Origin of the sequence: Citricoccus zhacaiensis, from assembly GCF_014645315.1 — a bacterium.
GTDB lineage: Bacteria > Actinomycetota > Actinomycetes > Actinomycetales > Micrococcaceae > Citricoccus > Citricoccus zhacaiensis.
Window position 1 is genome coordinate 76,301 of the sequence record NZ_BMLQ01000008.1, and the last position, 15,207, is coordinate 91,507.

The following is a 15,207-nucleotide window of genomic DNA, read 5'->3' on the forward strand; positions in this document are numbered from 1 at the left end:
GTGGGATGGCGGGGATGCCGAACATGAGCAGTCATTTCACAGGCCAGTTGCCCCTGGCACCCAGTTCCGTTCCGGCGCCGGGCCAGCAGGCCGGCACGTACGATCCGACCCTCCGTGTCACCGCGCTCGGTGGCGGCCATGGGCTGTCGGCCACTTTGCGAGCCCTGCGGCTCATCGCCGGGGAGATCACGGCCGTGGTCACGGTGGCGGACGACGGCGGATCCTCGGGCCGCATCCGCCGGGAGATGGACGTGCTGCCGCCCGGTGACCTTCGGATGGCCCTGGCCGCCCTGTGTGATGACACGGACTGGGGGCGGACCTGGCGCGATGTCATGCAGCACCGCTTCACCTCCAAGGAGGGCACCGAGGCCACGCTGGACAACCACTCCCTGGGCAATCTGTTGATTGTGGCCCTGTGGGAGCTGCTCGGCGACCCGGTGGGCGGACTGCGCTGGGCGGGGGCCCTGTTGGGTGCCCGCGGCCAGGTGCTGCCCATGTCCACCGTGCCGCTGACGATCTCCGGTGCCGTACTGTCCGAGAACGAGAAGGGCGAGCTGGTCCGGCGGACCGTGACGGGCCAGTCCTCGCTGGCCGCCGCCGGGAAGAACACCAGGGTCTCCCACATCCGGCTCGAACCGGAGAACGCCCCGGCCTGTGAGGAGTCCATGGAGGCCATCGAGCTCTCCGACTGGATCGTCCTCGGTCCCGGCTCCTGGTACACCTCCGTCCTGCCTCACCTGCTACTTCCCGAGCTGCGCGAGGCCCTGGTCCGCACCCCGGCCCGGAAGGCGCTCGTGATGAATCTCACCACGGACACCGCGGAAACCTCCGGCATGAACGCGGCGGACCACCTGGAGGTCATCCACCACTATGCGCCCGATCTGCGGCTGGACGTCGTCATAGCAGACCAGGACGCGGTCCAGGACGCCCAGGGCTTCGTGGAGGCAGCCGAGCGTCTGGGGGCCTCGGTCCTGTTTAGTAGGGTTGGTGCCGGTTCGGGGACCCCGACCCATGACCCACTGCGTCTGGCCTTGGCCTTCCAGGAGGCCTTCACGGGCTCCTGATACGGTCATCGTCGGCCGTCACGCCCACCGGTATGGCGGCTCCACCAGTACAAGCGAGAGATGTGAGGCGAGACGCCATGGCGTTGACTGCGGCGGTGAAAGAGGAATTGGCCCATCATGGGATCAAGAGCTCTTCCGAACGGAAGGCCGAGGTCTCGGCCATGCTGCGCTTCGCCGGGGGACTGCACATCATCTCCAGCAGGATCGTCATCGAGGCCGAGCTGGACCAGGCCGCCACCGCCCGCCGCCTCCGGACCGCCATCGCCGAGGTCTACGGGCACGGCAGTGAGATCATCGTCGTATCCGGCGGCAACCTGCGCAAGGGCAGCCGCTACGTCATCCGGGTGATCCGTGATGGCGAGTCCCTGGCCCGCCAGACCGGCCTGCTGGACGTCCGCGGCCGCCCCGTACGGGGCCTTCCCCCCATGATCGTCAACGGTTCCGTCGCCGACGCCGAGGCCGTGTGGCGCGGAGCATTCCTGGCCCACGGGTCCCTGACCGAGCCGGGCCGATCCTCCTCCCTGGAGGTGACCTGCCCGGGCTCTGAGGCCGCCCTGGCGCTGGTGGGGGCCGCCCGCCGGCTCGGCATCGCCGCCAAGGCCCGCGAGGTCCGAGGCGTGGACCGCGTCGTGATCCGTGACGGAGACGCCATCTCGGCCCTGCTGACCCGGATGGGGGCGCACGACACCGTGCAGGTGTGGGAAGAGCGCCGCACCCGCAAGGAGGTCCGTGCCACCGCCAACCGGCTGGCCAACTTCGATGACGCGAACCTGCGGCGTTCGGCCCAGGCCGCCGTCGCCGCCGGGGCACGGGTGGAACGGGCTCTGGACATCCTGGGAGACGAGGTGCCGGACCACCTCAAGTACGCCGGTCAGCTGCGCGTGGAGCACAAGCAGGCGTCCCTGGACGAGCTCGGCCGACTGGCCGACCCGCCCATGACCAAGGACGCCATCGCCGGCCGGATCCGCCGACTGCTCGCCATGGCGGACAAGCGGGCCATCGAGGAGGGCCTGCCCGGGACCGACGCAGCCCTGCCCTCGGACACCCCCGAGCACGACGCCTGACGGCACCTGAACGCACCTCCGCGAATGCTGCGGCCGTGCTGTGACGATCACACTGCAGCTGGCCCGCAGCTGGCCTGCAACTTTCCGGCGGCTGAACATTCCGGCTCTGAGCGGAACCAGTGGCCAACGCCCCCACAGGGGTGCTTAGGATGGGAGGCAAGGTCTCCTGACGGGGGCCAGACACCAGGACCCGGCAACCGGGCCCTGGATACATGTCCATCAAGGAGGAAACATGGCTGAATTCACCCTGCCGGAACTTGATTATGACTACAGCGCGCTGGAGCCGCACATCTCGGCGAAGATCATGGAGCTGCACCACTCCAAGCACCACGCCACCTACGTGAAGGGTGCCAACACCGCCCTCGAGAAGCTGGCCGCCGCCCGCGAGGCCGGCGACTTCGCCACCGTCAACCAGTTCTCCAAGGACCTGGCGTTCAACCTGGGTGGACACACCAACCACTCCATCTTCTGGAAGAACCTGTCCCCGAACGGTGGAGACAAGCCTGAGGGCGAACTGGCCGCGGCGATCGACGAGTTCTTCGGCTCCTTCGACAAGTTCCAGGCCCACTTCACCGCCGCCGCGCTGGGCATCCAGGGCTCCGGCTGGGCCGTGCTGGCCTACGAGCCGATCGGTGGCAACCTGGTCATCGAGCAGTTCTACGATCAGCAGAACGGCGTTCCCGTGGCCACCATCCCGCTGTTCCAGCTGGACATGTGGGAGCACGCCTTCTACCTGGACTACCAGAACGTCAAGGCCGACTACGTCAAGGCCATCTGGAACATCGTGAACTGGGCGGACGTCTCTGCCCGCTTCGAGGCCGCCCGCGCCGGCGCCTCCAAGCTCATCACCCCCTGAACCAGGTGACCCGTTGACGGGCCGGCCGGCCACTGCGGTCGGCCGGCCCGCTTCGTGTCTCGAGACCACACTTCCCTTCTCTCCGTCCGACTGAAAGGCACCACCGTGAGTACTGCAACCAGGATCGCCATCAACGGATTCGGCCGCATCGGCCGCAACGCACTGCGGGTGATCGAGCAAGAGGGCCACGATCTCGAATTGGTGGCCGTGAACGACCTCGCGGACGTCGAGGACCTGCTGTATCTCGTGAAGTACGACACGATCCTGGGGCGCTACCCGCACGGGATCGAACTCGTGGACGGCAACCTGGTCGCCAACGGCAGGACCATCCGGGTCTTCTCTGAAGACGACCCGTCGAAGCTGCCCTGGGGCGAGCTCGGCGTGGACATCGTCGTCGAGTGCACCGGCCACTTCACCCAGGCCGAGGATGCCCGCAAGCATCTGGAGGCCGGCGCCCGCAAGGTCGTGCTCTCAGCCCCCGGCAAGGGCGTGGACGGCACCTTCGTGATGGGCGTCAACGACTCCTCCTATGACCCGGCCATGGACATCATCTCGGCTGCCTCCTGCACCACGAACTGCCTGGCCCCCATGGCCAAGGTCCTGCACGATTCCTTCGGGATCGTGGACGGCATCATGACCACCATCCACGCGTACACCGGTGACCAGAACCTGCACGATGGGCCGCACGCCAAGGACCGCCGCCGTGCCCGGGCGGCTGCCCAGAACATGGTCCCCACCTCCACCGGGGCCGCCAAGGCCATCGGTGAGGTCATCCCCTCGTTGAAGGGCAAGCTGGACGGTTTCGCCATGCGGGTGCCCACGATCACCGGCTCCGCCACGGACCTCACCGTCGAACTGGAGCGGGAGGCCTCGATCGAGGAGGTCAATGCCGCGTTCCAGGCTGCGGCGCAGACTCCCGAGCTGCAGGGCCGCCTCGTCTACAACGTGGACCCGATCACCTCTTCGGACATCATCACCTCTCCGGCGGCCTGCACCTTCGACGCCCCCTTGACCAAGTCGATCGGCAAGACCGTCAAGATCATCGGCTGGTATGACAATGAGTGGGGGTACACCTGCCAGTTGATGGACCTGACCTCCATGGTCGCCTCTAAGCTGTAGTCCGGGCTCGAACCCCGCCCACCTACCTAAGTTCCACCATCCCCGGAAGGCCCTGTGCATGACCGCCAAGACCCTTGACGACCTGCTGGAGGCAGGAGTGGCAGGACGCCACGTCCTCGTCCGCTCCGACCTCAACGTCCCGCTGGAGGACGGCGTCGTGGCCGACGACGGCCGCATCCGCGCCTCGTTGCCGGTCATCACCGCGCTTGCCGACGCCGGCGCACGCGTGGTCGTCATGGCCCACCTCGGGCGCCCGAAGGGCACGGCCGACCCGGCCTACTCCCTCCGGCCCGCGGCCGAGCGGATGGCCGAGCTGACCGGTCGCAAGGTGCGCCTGGCCACCGACGTCACGGGCGCCTCGGCCCGTGAGGAGTCGGCGAACCTGCCCGACGGCGGCATCCTCCTCCTCGAGAACGTGCGGTTCGATCCGCGCGAGACCTCCAAGGACGAGGCCGAACGCGCCGCGTTGGCCGCCGAGATGGCGGCCCTGACCGGTGACAGTGGCTCGTCCGAGTCGGCTCCGGCGACTCAGGGCGCCTATGTGGATGATGCCTTCGGCGCCGTACACCGCCGGCACGCCTCGGTGTATGACATCGCCGGCCTGCTGCCGTCCTACCAGGGCGGGCTCGTCTCCCGGGAACTGGACGTCCTCTCCCGTCTGACCGGTGAACCGGACCGCCCCTACGTGGTCGTCCTCGGGGGCTCCAAGGTCTCGGACAAGCTGGCGGTGATCGACAACCTGATGGATCGCGCGGACACGCTGCTGATCGGGGGAGGAATGCTGTTCACCTTCCTCAAGGCCCAGGGCCACGAGGTCGGTGCCTCGCTGCTGGAGGAGGACCAGATTCCCGTCGTCACCGAGTACCTCAAGCGGGCCGAGGAGGGCGGCTGCCGGATCGTCCTGCCCACGGACATCGTCATGGCCTCGGCGTTCGCCGCCGACGCCGAGCATGAGGTCCTGCCCGTGGAATCCCTCACCTCGGGGGCGCACGGCGCCTCCGCCCTGGGCCTGGACATCGGCCCCGAGACACGCGTGGCCTTCGGCGAGGAGATCCGCCGGGCGGAGACCGTGTTCTGGAACGGGCCGATGGGTGTCTTCGAGTTCGAGGCCTTCGCCCATGGCACCCGCACGGTGGCCCAGTCCCTGACCGAGTCCACCGGACTGACCGTGGTGGGTGGCGGAGACTCGGCGGCCGCCGTCCGGGCTCTCGGCTTCGACGACGGCCAGTTCGGCCACATCTCCACCGGTGGCGGTGCCTCCCTGGAGTACCTCGAGGGCAAACCCCTGCCGGGCATCGACGCCCTGGAGCGCTCGACCACGGGCCATGGCACGGCACAGGACGCGGGACACGACGCGGCACAGGCAGGTGCCTGAGCATGACCTCGAAGACGAACGGCGTCTATGACCGCACCCCGCTCATCGCGGGCAACTGGAAGATGAACCTGGACCACCAACAGGCCGTCACGCTGGTGCAGAAACTGACCTGGATCCTCACGGATGCGGACCACGACTTCGAGAAGGTCGAGGTGGCGGTGTTCCCGCCCTTCACCGACCTGCGCAGTGTCCAGACGCTCGTGGCGGGGGACCGGCTGCCCCTGGTGTACGGGGCCCAGGACGTCTCTGCTGAGGATTCCGGTGCGTTCACCGGAGAGGTCTCGGCACAGTTCCTGTCCAAGCTGGGGTGCCGCTATGTCCTGGTCGGGCATTCCGAGCGGCGCACGCTGCATGGCGAGGACGACGCCATGGCCAACCGCAAGCTCACCGCAGCTCTGCGGCACGGCCTCGCGCCCGTCCTGTGTGTGGGCGAGGGGCTGGATGTCCGGCAGGCCGGCCGCCACGTGGAGCACACTGTGGCACAGCTCCGTGGAGCACTCGAGGGCCTGTCCACCGAGCAGGTCACCGACCTGGTGGTGGCGTACGAGCCAGTGTGGGCCATCGGCACGGGCGAGGTGGCCGGTCCGGATGACGCCCAGCAGATGTGCGCCGCCCTACGCGCCGACGTCGCCTCCCGCTATGGTGAGGAAGCCGCCGCGGGCCTCCGCCTGCTGTACGGCGGATCCGTGAAGTCGTCGAATGCCGCCTCCCTCCTGCGGGAGAAGGACGTGGACGGTGTCCTCGTGGGTGGCGCCAGCCTGGACGAGGCCGAGTTTGCTAGCATAGTCAGGTTCGAGCATCACCTGCTGACCGACTGATTCCGGCCGTTCGGCTCCGGTCGGACGGCGCAGAAGTACCCGCACCGGCCGGAGACGGCCTCCCGCCAATGGAAAGAGTGACGTGGACGTCCTGACCCTCATCCTGCAGATCGCCCTGGCCGCCATCAGCGTCCTGCTGGTCCTGTTGATCCTGCTGCACAAGGGCCGCGGCGGCGGCATGTCCGACATGTTCGGCGGCGGCGTCACCTCGTCGCTGGGCGCCTCCGGCGTGGCCGAGAAGAACCTGAATCGCATCACCATCACCCTGGGTCTGACCTGGGGCGCGATCGTGGTGGCACTCGGCCTGATCATGCGGTTCTCGCAGGACTTCTAACTACTCCCGGGTGGGGTGGCCCCGGCGGTCAGTCCTGACCGGCCGCTGCCCCGTCCAGCCACCAGAGGGTGGCATGACGACCTGAGACCACCGACGCCGGCCACCGGGCCGCGTCGGTGGTCTCGTCGTCTCGGGCGCGTCGGACTGCGGCGACGGCCTCGGCCTTGTCCGCTCCGGCCACCACGAACCACAGCCGCTCGGCCGTGTTGAGGGCCTCCACCGTCAGCGAGAGCCGCCACGGCGGCGGCTTGGGGGAGTCCTCCACGGCTATCACCGTCTCCCCGCGGGTCAGGGGGCCGGGCAGGCCAGGGAACAGGCTGGCGACATGGGCATCCGGCCCCACGCCCAGCATCACCACATCGAAGACCGGCAGGCGGCCGTCCGGCCCCGGGTCCACGCGCGCATGGCCGGCGAGTTCGGACGCATAGGCCTCCGCCGCCGTCATGATCGACCCCGTCATCTGGGCGTCCGCCGGCATGGCCCCCGCCCCTGCTGCGCCGTCGGCAGCGGGCATCCGGTGGATGTTCGCGGAGGGCATCCCGTGCAGGGTGACCAGGCCCCGCAGGAGGGCCTCCTCGGCCTGTTGCTCATTCCGATCCGGATCGCCGGCGGGTAGGAAGCGCTCATCGCCCCACCACAGGTGCACCCGGGACCAGTCCGGCATGCGAACATCCGGGCCCCGGAGACCGCCCGGGGAGTCGAGGCTGCCCGAGGCATCCGAGGCAGCTGACACCAGGTCGGACAGCGCCGTCAGGATCCCCGTGCCGGTCCCGCCGCCGGTCAGCACGGCCGAGGCCGCACCCCGGTCCCGGACGGCGTCAGCGAGGATCCGGAGCAGCTCATGGGCGGCGTCACGGCAGAGCGAGTCACGGTCGGAGAACAGGCGGGCTTCATCGGTCACTGGGCGTCACCGCCTTCAAGTCGGTCAGGGGCAGCCCGTTGACCACCACATCGCCGAAGACCTCGTCCGGGTCCAGCCGGCGCAGCTCCTCGGCCAGGCAGTCCTGGTCGCTGCGCCGTGGCAGGGAGATGTGCTGGATCGGCCGGCCTTGTTGGTACAGGGAGGCCACGTCACCGGCGGGCCGGGACAACACCACGTCGCCCTGCGGGCGCCGCAGCCGGACGGAGCGCATACCCTGGCCGGCCTTGGAGTGCGCCATGGTGACGGGGACCCCGAGACAGCGGGTGAGCCAGGCGGCCAGCAGCATGGTCGAGGGGGAGTCCTCGGCCCCGTCCACGGTGACGGACAGGATCTCGGCGGGATCCAGCCCGTCCAGGATCGCCGCCAGTTGGATGCGCCATCCGGTCAGGCGGGTCCAGGACAGGTCGGTGTCCCCGGCCCGGTAGGTCTGGCGCAGGTGCATGAGCGCCTGCCGCGGCGAGGGGGCCGTGGCCGTGTCCGTGATGCGGCGGTGCGCGATCCGCCCCAGGGCCGAGTCTGCCGGGATCTCCGGGGCGGAGTGGGGCCACCAGACCACGATCGGGGCGTCCGGCAGCAGGAGGGCGCCGATGAGCGACTCGGACTCCTCCGCGTTGGAGCCGGAGCCGTGGAGGATGACCACGTCGGAGGCCCCGGCATCGCCGCCCACCCGGATCTCCGCATCCAGCTGGGTGGGAGCGGCGGCGTCTCCGGCGGCCAGCACGATGATCCGGCAGGGGTGCTCGCGGCTGGCCAGGTTGGCGGCCAGGATGGCCTCCTCGGCATGGTCCGGCGAGGTGGAGATGATCAGCGTCAGCACCCGGCCGAGCGCGACGACGCCCCCGGCCTCGCGCAGGCGGTTCATCTCCTTGGCGACCTGGGATGTGGTGGTGTCCTGGACCTCGATGATCATCAGGGCCTCCTCCAGACGCGGCCGTCACGGGCCACGAGCTCGTCGGCGGTCTTCGGTCCCCAGCTGCCGGGCGCGTAGGGCTCCGGCTGGCCGGCCAGGGATGCCCAGTACTCCTCGAACGGGTCGAGGATGGCCCAGGACAGCTCCACCTCGGCCTGGCGGGGGAACAGCGGCGGTTCGCCGAGCAGCACGTCGAGGATCAGCCGTTCGTAGGCCTCCGGGCTGTCCTCGGTGAAGGCATGGCCGTAGCCGAAGTCCATGGTGACGTCGCGGACCTCCTGCTGGGTCCCGGGGACCTTGGAGGCGAAGCGGATGGTGACGCCCTCGTCCGGCTGCACGCGGATGACGATGGTGTTCTGGCCGAACTCGTCCTCACCGTGTCCGGGGAACAGCAGGTTCGGGGCCCGCTTGAGCACCACGGCGATCTCGGTGACGCGGCGGCCCAGGCGCTTGCCGGCGCGCAGGTAGAACGGCACCCCGTCCCAGCGCCGGGTGCGGATGCCCAGTTTCAGGGCGGCGTAGGTCTCGGTGGTGGAGTCCGGGTTGAAGCCCTCCTCCTCGAGGAAGCCGGTGACCTTCTCCCCGCCCTGCCAGCCACCGGTGTACTGGCCGCGCGCGGAGGCGGCGGCCAGGCCGGCGTCGTCCGTGGGGACCTCGACGGCGGCCAGGACCTTCTCCTTCTCGGTGCGCAGGTGATCCGCGTCGAAGGAGATGGGTTCCTCCATGGCGGTCAGGGCCAGCAGCTGCAGCAGGTGGTTCTGGATGACGTCGCGGGCGGCGCCCACCCCGTCGTAGTAGCCGGCGCGGCCGCCGATGCCGATGTCCTCGGCCATGGTGATCTGCACGTGGTCCACGTGGTTGGAGTTCCACACGGGCTCGAACAGGCGGTTGGCGAAGCGCAGCGCCAGGATGTTCTGGACGGTCTCCTTGCCGAGGTAGTGGTCGATCCGGAAGACGGCATCCGGGACGAACACCTGCTCGATCACGTCGTTGAGCTCCCGGGCGCTGGCCAGGTCATGACCGAAGGGCTTCTCGATGACCACCCGGCGCCACGGACGCCCCGAGGAACCGGCCTGGGCAGGGGAGGGTCGCGTACCGGCGTCGTGGTGGCGGCCGGCCAGGCCGTGGTCGGCGAGCTGCTGGCTGACCTCCTCGAACCAGTCCGGCGGGATGGACAGGTAGAACACGGTGTTGCCGGCGGTGCCACGGGTGATCTCGAGGTCGGCCAGCGTCCCATGGAGGTCCTCGTAGGCCGCGGCGTCATCGAAGCCGCCGGAGACGAAGCGGAAGCCGCCGCGCAGCTGGTTCCAGACGGTGTCGTTCCAGCCGGTCCGGGCGGAGGACTCCACGGATGCGCGCACGTACGCCGTGAACTCCTCGTCGCTCCAGTCGCGCCGGCCGAAGCCGACCAGGGAGAAGCCGGGCGGGAGCAGCCCCCGGTTGGCAAGGTCGTAGATCGCCGGCAGCAGTTTCTTGCGGGCCAGGTCTCCGGTGACGCCGAACAGGACGAGGGCGGAGGGACCGGCGATCCGGGTGAGCCGCCGGTCCCGGGGGTCGCGCAGGGGATTGGCTGGACGCGTTCCGGTCAACGGATCAGGCACCATCGAATCCCTGCGTGCCGTGCGCTGCCCGGAGGAGCTGGCCGATGCCGTCTGTGCGCTCGGTCAGGTGCAGCCGCACCACGGGCCGGCCGTGCTCGCGCAGCACGGAGGCGTCCCCGGCGGCCTGGGCGGCCAGCAGCTGACCGAAGGTGAAGGGGCGGCCTGGGATGTCCAGGTCCAGGTCTGAATCGGCCGTGACCTGCAAGAACACTCCCTCGGGTGTGCCGCCCTTGTGGTACTGGCCGGTCGAGTGCAGGAACCGCGGGCCCCAGCCGAAGGTGACCGGGCGTCCGGACAGCGTGGCGAGTGCGGCGCGCAGGACCTCCAGCTCCGGGTAGCCCACGCGGTCCAGGTACGCCTGGACGGCCAGGTAGCCGTGGGCCGGCACCAGCTGCGCGACGGCGGCCAGCACCTGCCCGAGGTCATCCGGGCTCCCGGCGGGGCCGTTCACGACGTCGGCCGGCCCGGTGACCTCGACGGTCCCGATCACGGTGTCCGGGCGCTCCGCCGCAGGCGTGGCATCCAGGAGGCCGCGGGCCGCGGTCTTCGCCGCCTCGACGTCCGGCTGGTCGAAGGGGTTGATGCCGAGGATGCGGCCGGCCACCGCTGTGGCGAACTCCCACAGGAGCAGCTGGGCCCCAAGGGAGCCGAAGACCTCCACGGCGTGCTCGGACCGGAACGGCGGGACAGTGCCGGGGGCATCGGATGCGTCCGGTGCCTCCCGATCATCCGGGTCGGCCACCAGGCGGATCTGCAGCAGGTCGTCGGCGGAGGAGAGAGTCTCCGGGTCTCCGGCATCCACGACCACGGGCAGCACACCGGTGCCGTCCTTGCCCGTGGACTCGGCGATCAGCTGCTCGGCCCACCCGCCGAAGCCGATCAGCCCGGAGTCCTCGTCGGAGAAGATCAGCTTGTTGCGCAGTGGATCGGTGCCCGCCATGGCGGCGCCGAGCTGGAGGCCCGGGTTGCCCGGGTCGTCGGTGGCGAGGACTTCTCGGGTCTCCTCCGCATCGTCGAGCAGGGTGGCGATGTCCACCCCGGCCAGGCCGGTGGGCACCAGGCCGAAGGCGGTGAGGGCGGAGTACCGCCCTCCGACGGTGGGATCGGCGGTGAAGACGTGCCGGTAGCCGGCCTCACGGGCCGACTGTTCGAGGGGAGAGCCCGGGTCAGTGACCACGACGATTCGGGACGCGGCGTCCAGGCCGGCGTCGTTGAAGGCCTGTTCGAAGACTCGCCGCTGGGAGTCGGTCTCCACCGTGGAGCCAGACTTGGAGGACACCACCAGGACGGTGTCCGCCACCCCGGCCGCCAGGACGTTGCCCACCATCTCGGGATCGGTGGAATCGAGCACGGTGAGCGGACAACCCACGGTCGCGGCGATCACCTCGGGGGCCAGGGAGGACCCTCCCATGCCGGCGAGGACCACACGACTGATGCCCTCGGCCGCCAGCTGGTCGCGCAGGTCCTCGATCTGCGGCACCAGGTCACGCGAGTCCTCGAAGAGGTCCATCCACCCGAGGCGCTGCGACGCCTCCTCCTCCGCGGCCGGACCCCACAGGGTGTGGTCCTTGCCGTCCAGGCGACTGGCGACGCGGTCGCCCACCAGGGCCGGAACGTGACGGTCGATCGCCGCGAGGGCGTCGCCGGTGGCCTGCAATCCGAGTGAGCTCATGTCAGTCTCCTGGGGGTCGTGCGGGGAGGGATTCAGGGAATGGTCCAGCGGCAGTCAGCAGCGACCAGTGGCCCAGTGGCCGTCAGCTGTTCGCGGAGTCCTTCAGCGCGGTGCGCACCGTCTCCAGCAGCTCGTTCCAGCTGGTCACGAACTTCTCCACGCCCTCGGCCTCGAGGACGGCCACCACGTCGTTGTAGTCGACCCCGGCATGGGCGATCGCGTCCAGCACGCGGTCGGCTTCCTCGTAGCCTTCCGTGATGGTGTCCCCGGTGACCTCACCGTGGTCGGCCAGGGCCTCCAGCGTCTTCTCCGGCATGGTGTTGACGGTTCCCGGGGCCACCAGGCCGGTCACGTAGAGCGTGTCCGGCAGCGCCGGATCCTTGGTTCCGGTGGAGGCCCAGAGGGGACGCTGCGGGCGGGCACCGGCGGCCTTCAGGACGCGCCAGCGCTCCGTGTCCAGGGTCTCGGTGAAGATGCGGTAGGCGAGTCGGGCGTTGGCGAGGCCCGCCTGCCCGGTCAGCTCGCCGGCCCCCTCGGCCGTGGACTCGGCGAGGCGGCGGTCCACCTCGGTATCCACACGGGAGACGAAGAAGCTGGCGACGGAGTGCAGGGTGGACAGGTCGATCCCGGCGGCATGCGCCTGCTCCAGGCCCAGCAGCCAGGCGTTGAGCACCTCGCGGTAGCGAGTCAGCGAGAAGATCAGGGTCACGTTGACACTCAGTCCCTGGGCGAGGGTCGCCGTGATGGCCGGCAGGCCCTCTTCCGTGGCGGGGATCTTGATCAGCACATTGGGCCGGTCCACGGCCTCGGCCAGCTTGCCGGCTTCGGCGACGGTCTTCTCCGCGTCCCGGGCAGACCGGGGATCCACCTCGATGGACACCCTTCCGTCCACCCCGTCGGACGACTGGTAGACGGGCGTGAAGAGGTCACAGGCGGCCTGGACGTCCCGGGTGGTGAGCTCGAAGACGGCCCGGTCCAGGTCCGCCCCGTCGGCGGACAATTGCGCCACCTGCTCGGCGTAGGCCTCCCCGTTCTTCAGGGCGGCGGCGAAGATCGACGGGTTGGTGGTCACGCCGGTGACGGTCCGCGTCTCGATCAGTTCGGCGAGGTTGCCCGTGGCGATCCGCTCACGGGACAGATCGTCGAGCCAGATGGACACACCGGCCTCGGCCAGTGCACGGGTGTTCGGGTTCTGTTCGGTCATCGTGTCTCCGTACGTCTGGGGGTGCTTTGCATGGCGGTGGTGACCGGCCGGAGCCGGGTCAGCGGCCGAGCAGGTCCCGAGCGGCGGCGGCCACGGCCTCGGCCGTGATGCCGTACTCGCGGAACAGCGTCTGGAAGTCTGCCGAGGCGCCGTAGTGCTCCAGCGAGACCTGGGCCCCGCGGACTCCGGTGTACTTGGCCCAGCCCTGCGCGATCCCGGCCTCCACGGAGACTCGGACGGCGCCGTTGTCCGGCAGCACGGAGGCGCGGTAGGACTCGTCCTGGGCGTCGAACCACTCGAGGCTGGGGGCGGACACCACCCGGGTCGGCACGCCTTCGGACTGCAGCTGGTCCCGTGCGGCCACCGCGAGCTGCACCTCGGAACCGGTCCCGATCAGGATCGCCTGGGGCTCGACGGCCGAGCCCGAGTCATCGGTGGCCTCCAGCAGCACATAGGCGCCGCGGGCCGTGCCCTCCGCACCGGCGAAGCCCTGCTCGTCCCGCGGGAAGACTGGCAGGTTCTGGCGGGAGAGCACGATGCCCGCCGGGCCGTCGGTCTTCTCCAGGATGGTCTTCCAGGCCCAGGACACCTCATTGGCGTCGGCCGGACGGACGACGGCCAGTCCCGGGATGGCACGTAGTGAGGCGAGCTGCTCCACCGGCTGGTGGGTGGGGCCGTCCTCGCCGAGGCCGATCGAGTCGTGGGTCCAGACGTAGATGGCCGGGGTGCCCATCAACGCTCCGATGCGGATCGCGGGACGCTGATAGTCGGAGAAGATCAGGAAGGTCCCCATGTAGGCCCGCAGCAGTGAGCCGAGCGAGATGCCGTTCACGATCGAGCCGGCGGCGTGCTCACGGATGCCGAAGTGCAGGGTGCGGCCGTAGGGGCCGCCCTTCCAGGTCGAGGTCTGCCGGCTGGCGGGGATGAACGAGGGTTCGCCGTCCATGGTGGTGTTGTTGGAGCCGGCCAGGTCGGCGGACCCGCCCCACAGCTCCGGCATGACGGGGGCCAGTGCGGACAGGACCTTGCCGGAGGCCGCGCGGGTGGCCATGCCCTTGGCACCGCCCGAGAAGCTCGCGTCGAAGTCCGCCTCGAAGGCGGGGAACGCCTCGGCGAAGCCCTCGGGCAATTCTCCCGCCGTCAGGCGGTCGAACAGCCGGGCACGCTCCTCGTTGGCTCCGCGCCACGCGGCATAGGCCTCCTCCCAGGTGGAGCGGTAGTCCGCCGAGCGTTCGCCGACGCTGCGAGCGTGGGCCAGCACGCCGTCGTCGACGGCGAAGTGCTGCTCCGGGTCGAAGCCCAGGACCGTCTTCAGGCCGGCCAGCTCCTCGCCGCCGAGCTTGGAGCCATGGATGGCACCCGTGTCCTGCTTGCCGGGGGAGGGCCATCCGATCACGGTGCGGAGCTTGATGAGCGAGGGCTTGGAGGTCTGTGCCTTGGCCTCGGCCAGGGCCGTGTAGAGCTGTTCCGTGTCCTCGACGTAGTTCCCGGTGGCGAGCCAGTCGACCGTCTGGACATGCCAGCCGTAGGCCTCGTACCGGGCGGCCACGTCCTCGCTGAACGCCACGTCCGTATCGTCCTCGATGGAGATCTCGTTGTCGTCATAGATGACGACGAGGTTGCCGAGTTCCTGGTGGCCCGCCAGGGACGAGGCCTCAGAGGTAACACCCTCCTGGAGGTCGCCGTCGGAGGCGATGACGAAGATGTGGTGGTCGAAGGGACTCGTCCCGAGGGCGGCGTCCGGGTCCAGCAGTCCGCGCAACCGGCGCTGGGCGAAGGCGAAGCCGACGGCGGAGGCCAGGCCCTGGCCCAGGGGACCGGTGGTGATCTCCACGCCGTCCGTGTGCCCGTACTCGGGGTGGCCGGGGGTCTTGGAACCCCAGGTGCGCAGGGCCTGGAGGTCCTCGAGTTCCAGCCCGGCGCCGGCGGCGAACAGCTGCAGGTACAGGGTCAGGGAGGAGTGACCGGCCGAGAGGATGAAGCGGTCGCGCCCGGCCCAGGTGGCGTCCGCGGGGTCATGGTGCATGACGTTCTGGAACAGCTGCCAGGCGACCGGTGCGAGCGAGATGGCCGTGCCGGGGTGGCCGTGACCGGCCTTCTCCACGGCGTCTGCGGCCAGCACGCGCAGGGTGTCCACCGCCTTCCGGTCCACGGCGGAATACGTGTACTCGCGGGCGGGCTGAAGACGCTGCAGGGAGGAAGTCCCCCCGGTGGCGGATCCGGTGGATGATGCCGGGGCTGAAGTCACGAAAGCTGCTCCTGACGGAA

General features: G+C 69.8%; 13 protein-coding genes. 7 read left to right on the forward strand and 6 right to left on the reverse strand.

Going from position 1 to position 15,207, the window contains the following annotated elements:
- Window positions 1–23 precede the first annotated feature (23 nt).
- The 7 genes from IEX49_RS13250 (at window position 24) to secG (ending at window position 6,630) form a co-directional block, all read left to right on the forward strand.
- Window positions 24–1,064 (forward strand): gluconeogenesis factor YvcK family protein, encoded by a 1,041-nt coding sequence (locus IEX49_RS13250; RefSeq protein ID WP_188806639.1) that lies wholly within the window; start codon window positions 24–26, stop codon window positions 1,062–1,064.
- A 77-nt stretch (window positions 1,065–1,141) separates the two neighbouring features.
- Entirely contained in the window at window positions 1,142–2,128 is a 987-nt protein-coding gene (whiA, locus tag IEX49_RS13255; protein WP_188806640.1) for a DNA-binding protein WhiA, read from the forward strand.
- Window positions 2,129–2,360: 232 nt separating this feature from the next.
- Window positions 2,361–2,984, forward strand: coding sequence for a superoxide dismutase (locus IEX49_RS13260; protein WP_188806641.1), 624 nt, complete (start codon window positions 2,361–2,363; stop codon window positions 2,982–2,984).
- Between the two features lie 105 nt (window positions 2,985–3,089).
- Window positions 3,090–4,103 (forward strand): type I glyceraldehyde-3-phosphate dehydrogenase, encoded by a 1,014-nt coding sequence (gap, locus tag IEX49_RS13265; RefSeq protein ID WP_188806642.1) that lies wholly within the window; start codon window positions 3,090–3,092, stop codon window positions 4,101–4,103.
- Between the two features lie 58 nt (window positions 4,104–4,161).
- The gene (locus IEX49_RS13270; protein ID WP_188806643.1) at window positions 4,162–5,478 is read left to right on the forward strand and encodes a phosphoglycerate kinase; all 1,317 of its coding nucleotides are present in this window, start codon (window positions 4,162–4,164) and stop codon (window positions 5,476–5,478) included.
- 2 nt (window positions 5,479–5,480) lie between these two features.
- The gene (gene tpiA / locus IEX49_RS13275) at window positions 5,481–6,296 is read left to right on the forward strand and encodes a triose-phosphate isomerase (RefSeq protein ID WP_188806644.1); all 816 of its coding nucleotides are present in this window, start codon (window positions 5,481–5,483) and stop codon (window positions 6,294–6,296) included.
- 82 nt (window positions 6,297–6,378) lie between these two features.
- Window positions 6,379–6,630: a preprotein translocase subunit SecG gene (secG, locus tag IEX49_RS13280; RefSeq protein WP_188806645.1), complete on the forward strand. Its 252-nt coding sequence runs from the start codon at window positions 6,379–6,381 to the stop codon at window positions 6,628–6,630.
- A gap of 28 nt (window positions 6,631–6,658) precedes the next feature.
- On the opposite strand, the gene pgl is transcribed toward secG, so the two are convergent.
- The 6 genes from pgl to tkt form a co-directional block, all read right to left on the reverse strand.
- Window positions 6,659–7,531: a 6-phosphogluconolactonase gene (gene pgl / locus IEX49_RS13285; RefSeq protein WP_188806646.1), complete on the reverse strand. Its 873-nt coding sequence runs from the start codon at window positions 7,529–7,531 to the stop codon at window positions 6,659–6,661.
- Window positions 7,521–8,462, reverse strand: a complete 942-nt coding sequence (locus IEX49_RS13290) for a glucose-6-phosphate dehydrogenase assembly protein OpcA (protein WP_188806647.1) — start codon at window positions 8,460–8,462, stop codon at window positions 7,521–7,523. Before IEX49_RS13290 ends, pgl begins: the two co-directional genes overlap by 11 nt.
- Window positions 8,462–10,024: a glucose-6-phosphate dehydrogenase gene (gene zwf / locus IEX49_RS13295; protein WP_229672697.1), complete on the reverse strand. Its 1,563-nt coding sequence runs from the start codon at window positions 10,022–10,024 to the stop codon at window positions 8,462–8,464. Before zwf ends, IEX49_RS13290 begins: the two co-directional genes overlap by 1 nt.
- Before the next feature lie 31 nt (window positions 10,025–10,055).
- Window positions 10,056–11,735, reverse strand: coding sequence for a phosphoglucose isomerase-related protein (locus IEX49_RS13300; RefSeq protein ID WP_188806649.1), 1,680 nt, complete (start codon window positions 11,733–11,735; stop codon window positions 10,056–10,058).
- An 82-nt stretch (window positions 11,736–11,817) separates the two neighbouring features.
- Window positions 11,818–12,939 carry a transaldolase gene (gene tal, locus IEX49_RS13305; RefSeq protein ID WP_188806650.1) on the reverse strand — a complete coding sequence of 374 codons (1,122 nt, stop codon included), beginning with the start codon at window positions 12,937–12,939 and terminating at the stop codon, window positions 11,818–11,820.
- Window positions 12,940–12,997: 58 nt separating this feature from the next.
- Window positions 12,998–15,133 carry a transketolase gene (tkt, locus tag IEX49_RS13310; protein ID WP_229672703.1) on the reverse strand — a complete coding sequence of 712 codons (2,136 nt, stop codon included), beginning with the start codon at window positions 15,131–15,133 and terminating at the stop codon, window positions 12,998–13,000.
- Window positions 15,134–15,207 lie beyond the last annotated feature (74 nt).

What these genes read in the sequence shown, in the direction of transcription:
- IEX49_RS13250 (WP_188806639.1), top strand. Translation starts at nt 24, where the DNA reads ATGAGCAGTCATTTCACAGGCCAGTTGCCCCTGGCACCCAGTTCCGTT.
- whiA (WP_188806640.1), top strand. Translation starts at nt 1,142, where the DNA reads ATGGCGTTGACTGCGGCGGTGAAAGAGGAATTGGCCCATCATGGGATC.
- IEX49_RS13260 (WP_188806641.1), top strand. Translation starts at nt 2,361, where the DNA reads ATGGCTGAATTCACCCTGCCGGAACTTGATTATGACTACAGCGCGCTG.
- IEX49_RS13270 (WP_188806643.1), top strand. Translation starts at nt 4,162, where the DNA reads ATGACCGCCAAGACCCTTGACGACCTGCTGGAGGCAGGAGTGGCAGGA.
- tpiA (WP_188806644.1), top strand. Translation starts at nt 5,481, where the DNA reads ATGACCTCGAAGACGAACGGCGTCTATGACCGCACCCCGCTCATCGCG.
- IEX49_RS13290 (WP_188806647.1), bottom strand. Translation starts at nt 8,462, where the DNA reads ATGATCATCGAGGTCCAGGACACCACCACATCCCAGGTCGCCAAGGAG.
- IEX49_RS13300 (WP_188806649.1), bottom strand. Translation starts at nt 11,735, where the DNA reads ATGAGCTCACTCGGATTGCAGGCCACCGGCGACGCCCTCGCGGCGATC.
- tal (WP_188806650.1), bottom strand. Translation starts at nt 12,939, where the DNA reads ATGACCGAACAGAACCCGAACACCCGTGCACTGGCCGAGGCCGGTGTG.